We start from the raw sequence: 4,411 nt of genomic DNA, 5'->3' as shown, positions 1-4,411 counted from the left end.
CCAGGTGTCCCGCCGCAGGGCAGCCCCGGTCTTTTTGCCGCCATGGACGCGCCCCTCAACGGCTTGACGCCTGACGACATACAATTTGCCAGCGAGGTGGACGCCGCGTTGGCACGCAGACCCCATTTCGGCGTCCGGGCGCTTTCCATCTGCGTGGCGGTCATGTTTTTGTGCCTTATCATCTGGGCCGCTTTTGCCAGCGTTGATGAAGTGACCCACGCCGAAGGCACGGTGGTGGGTTCGCAGCGCACCCAGACCATACAAAACCTTGAAGGCGGCATTTTGCGTGCCGTTATGGTGCGCGAAGGCCAGATTGTGGACAAGGGGACAACGCTGGCCCAACTGGATAACGAAATGGCCGAGAGCGCGTACCGCGATGCCGTGAACAAGGCTATGGAAAACAGTCTCGCCATTATTCGCCTTGAAGCGGAAATAAAAGGCGAGCCGCCTGTTTTTCCTGAGCATCTTGAAGCCTGGGCCAGCCAGCTTATTGGCCGCAAGGTGGACGAGGCCATTCTGGTGCGCGCCCGCCAGATCATGCAGGACCAGGAAAATGCCTATCAGGTGCGCCGCGTGCAGCTTAATGCCGAAGTGGAGGTGCTCCAGTCGCAGTATACCCAGCGCATGCACGATGTGGAGGAGCAGACGGCCCGCAAGGTGCAGCTTGACCGCAGCCTGGCCCTCGCCATTGAGCAGCGCGATGCGGCTTACACCCTGGTGCAGCGCAACAACTTTTCCAAGATGGAATATCTCGGCCTGCAGCAGCGCGTGGTGGAACTGCAGGGGCAGATTGACGCCCTGGCCGCGACCATACCCAAGGCGCAGGCTGCGGCCGAAGAATCGCAGCAGCGCATCGCCTCGCGTCGTGCGGAACAGGCGTCGGCCATCACTGAAGAGATCAATAAAAGACGGCAGGAGCTGAACTCGCTGCGTGAAAGCATCTCTGCCGGCCGCGACCGGGTAACCCGCACCGAACTTCGGGCGCCCGTGCGCGGCACGGTAAAGCAGATATACATTTCCACCGTGGGCGGCGTGGTAAAACCCGGCGAACCCATCATGGATATCGTGCCCCTGGACGACACCCTGCTGGTAGAGGCCAAGGTCAAGCCGCAGGACGTGGCTTTTCTGCGCCCCGGCCAGGATGTGATGGTCAAGGTTTCTGCCTATGACTTTTCTATTTACGGCGGGCTTGAAGGCAAGCTCGAGTCCATCAGTGCCGACACCATTGAAGACAAGAAGGGCGAACATTTCTATCTGGTCAAGGTGCGCACCCAGAAAAACGCCATTGTCTACCACAAGGAATATCTGCCCATTATTCCCGGCATGATTGTGACCACAGATATTCTTATCGGCAAAAAAACTGTTCTGGATTATCTGCTCAAGCCCATTCTCAAGGCCAAGCAGAACGCCCTGCGAGAGCGCTGATCCGTCGCGAAAGGAACGATTATGGCATTACAGGATTCTTCCGACAGAAAGTCGAGCAACCGCGCCGCAGCCCGGATCATGCTGGCTGTTTTCGCTGTGATGGCGGTTCTTATCGTGACAGGGGCCAACTGGTACCTTCAGAATTCCCGCGAGCGCATGTTGCGCGAGGTGGGGCAGAACCTGCACGTACAGGTCAATAACAAGGTGGCCCTGCTCACCGTCTGGTCTGGCGCGATCATCAAACAGGTTGAAATGTTCGCAGAAACGGATCTGTTGCGGCTTTTCGCAGCAGAGGTCAACAACTCGCGCCTGTCGGCGGACGTGCTGCTGCACGAATCGCAGAAAGAGCCGGAAAACCTGCCCTCGCCGGACAGTTTTGCTGATTCGGTGCCGGAAGGGCTGCGGGCGCCGGCGCAGGACCCCATCAGCGCCATTTTGCCGCGTCTGCCCATGATGCTGCGGCAGCTCAAGGACTTTGTTGAAAAGAACTCTTTCTGGGGCGCGTGCCTCATCAACACAGACCTGGAAGTGTATTTGTCGCCCGGCGAGCCGCCTGTTTTGAGCGTGGAACAGCGCGCGTACATCACCGAGGCCATCCGTACGCGCCATCTTGTGTTTCTGCCTGTGCGGCGGCAAAACGGCGAACTGGTCATGGATATGGCCTTTCCCATCGTGGCCCCGCTGTATGTGGACGCTGCGGGCGACAGGGTGGTTTCTGTGCTGCTGGCAACCACCAATGTGCTGCCGGTCGTCAAGGCCATCACACGCCATACGGGCGGCAGGGAGTTCAGTTCCGCCATCCTGGAGCACTTCGGCCAGCGGTTGCAGCGCATAGACCCCACCGTGCGGGAAGGCTTTGTGGACCTGCCCGGCTGGAAGCTTGAGGGCGGGCAGCTGCCCCTGGCCATGCGCACCGAACCCGGTCCCGGCGGCAACGGTGAGGACACCACATACACCCTGGGCGTGCCTGTGCCGCGCTTGCCCTGGCTTGTGGACCAGGGGGTGGAGGCCGTGCGCATTGACGCCAGCTACAATTCCCTGCGCAAGAATGTCATTCTGGGCGCGGGCCTTGTGCTGGCCCTGACGGGCATCATGCTGTCGGCCCTGTGGTGGTGGCTTGTGGGCCGCAGAGAGCGTGCCGTGGCCGACCAACTGCGCCGCCTGTATCTTATGGTCAACCAGCAAAAACAGATCATGGACGGCGTGAACTCGGCCCTGTCGGCCGGAGTTGTGCTCAACGACCTTAACGGAACCATCTTTTACGCCAACCAGAGCTTTGCGCACATGGTAGGTATGGAAGCCAACAGCATGCGTGGCCGTCCATACACCGATCTTGGGACGGATATTGCGCGCAGCCTTGTGACGCATACTCTGGCCGTGCATCAGACCGGTGACCTTTCAAGCTTTACAGAAACACTGACGGTGGACGGCAAGCCGCGCTATTTCTTTACATCCTGCACGCCGTTTCGGGATGAGGCAGGGCGCATGTCGGGCGTGGTTTCGGTTTACAGCGATGTGACGGATCTTGCCACGGCCCAGCAAAAGGCACAGCAGATGGTCAACCAGACCGTCAATGCCTATGTGCGCGCGGTTGAAGCTGTGGACAGCTACCTCTGCGGGCATTCGTCCCTTATGGCTCAGCTTGCCGTGACCCTGGCCTATGTTCTTGACAAAACCGATGCCACCACGCTGGCAACCTTGCGGACAGCCGCCAATCTTTCGCAGATCGGCATGATCCAGCTGCCCAGAGAGCTGCTCACCAAGTCCGGCGCGCTCACGCCAGAGGAACGTACGCAGTTGCAAAAACATGTGGAGTATGCCCGGCGCGCCCTGGAGGGCATTGATTTTGGCCTGCCTGTTCTGGAAGCCATTTCGCAGATGTATGAAAGAGAGGATGGTTCCGGCTACCCGGCCGGGCTTTCCGGCGACGCAATTTGCGAAAACGCCCGTATTCTGGCTGTGGCTAATACCTTCTGCGCCCTGGTGCGTTCGCGTTCTTACCGTCAGGCCCTGAGCGTTGAGCAGGCGCTGGAAATTCTGTCCGAGCAGCCGCCCCAATACGATATGCATGTGGTGGCGGCCCTGAGAAAATTCCTGGCTTCAGAGCAGGGCGCGGCCTTTTTGGCGCAGCTGGAAAACAGCCGGCACGATAACCCTGAACATGAAGGCTAGCGTGGTCATACATGCGGGTATTATTTTTGAACTCGACGTTTCCGGGGCGCTTTCGTTCCCTGGCGCAGGCTTTTGGAGCTGTTCGAGAAAATACGGTACTTTTTCTGGCTGAAACCGGACAAAAAATAGCTCTTGCCGGGGTGCGCCGCCTGCGTCTGGCGCCGCCCTCTTCCTATGACAGTGATGACCCGGCGGAAAAAGAGATTGTCAGGCGCCTGAGGCGCGGCGCACGCGCGGGCAATACCTTGCTGGGATTGCGCAAAAGCGGTTTTTTCCCCGATATTGTCTGCGCATCGGCCAGTATGGGCGGCAATTTTTATCTGCGCGATATCTTTCCCGATGTTTTTTATGTGGGGCAGGGCGACTGGTTTTACACGCCAGGCGAAAGCCACTGTTTTTTCAACAAGGGAAAACCGCGTCCCTCAGCGGACTTTGCCCCCGCCAGAGTGGCGAATCTTTGGGAATACAACGCCCTGGGCGACTGCGACCTGGCGGTAACCTCGTCATTGTGGCAACGGGAGCAGTACCCTGAATTTCTGCAAAAAAAACTGCATGTGGTCCACAGCGGCATCAATCCCAGATTTTTTTCTCCTGTGGAAAACCAAGAGGAACATTCGGGAGAGCGTGTCAGTTTTTTGGGGCCGCCGCATGAACCGGCGCGCGGTTTTCAGCAGTTTATCGAGTGCCTGCCGTACCTGCTTGCGCAACGGCCCAACTGTCTGGTGCTGATTGCCTGGCTTGAAAGCGCCACGGGCGGCGTACGCGCGCGCGGTGGGGAAGAAGAGGCCGTGCAGCGCGTGGACACCCTGAACCT

General features: G+C 58.9%; 2 protein-coding genes and 1 pseudogene. All 3 read left to right on the top strand.

Features of this window, described 5'->3' with window-relative positions; translation table 11 throughout:
• The first annotated feature begins 42 nt into the window (after positions 1-42).
• Positions 43-1,425, top strand: coding sequence for an HlyD family type I secretion periplasmic adaptor subunit (locus V6C16_RS08440; RefSeq protein ID WP_333534921.1), 1,383 nt, complete (start codon positions 43-45; stop codon positions 1,423-1,425).
• 21 nt (positions 1,426-1,446) lie between these two features.
• Positions 1,447-3,597 carry an HD domain-containing phosphohydrolase gene (locus tag V6C16_RS08435; protein ID WP_333543006.1) on the top strand — a complete coding sequence of 717 codons (2,151 nt, stop codon included), beginning with the start codon at positions 1,447-1,449 and terminating at the stop codon, positions 3,595-3,597.
• 26 nt (positions 3,598-3,623) lie between these two features.
• A pseudogene (locus tag V6C16_RS08430) lies at positions 3,624-4,411 on the top strand (glycosyltransferase); the annotation flags it as partial.

The sequence above is a fragment of the Desulfovibrio sp. 1188_IL3213 genome, assembly GCF_036763145.1.
Classification (GTDB): domain Bacteria; phylum Desulfobacterota; class Desulfovibrionia; order Desulfovibrionales; family Desulfovibrionaceae; genus Desulfovibrio.
This window is presented reverse-complemented; position numbering and strand designations above follow the sequence as displayed.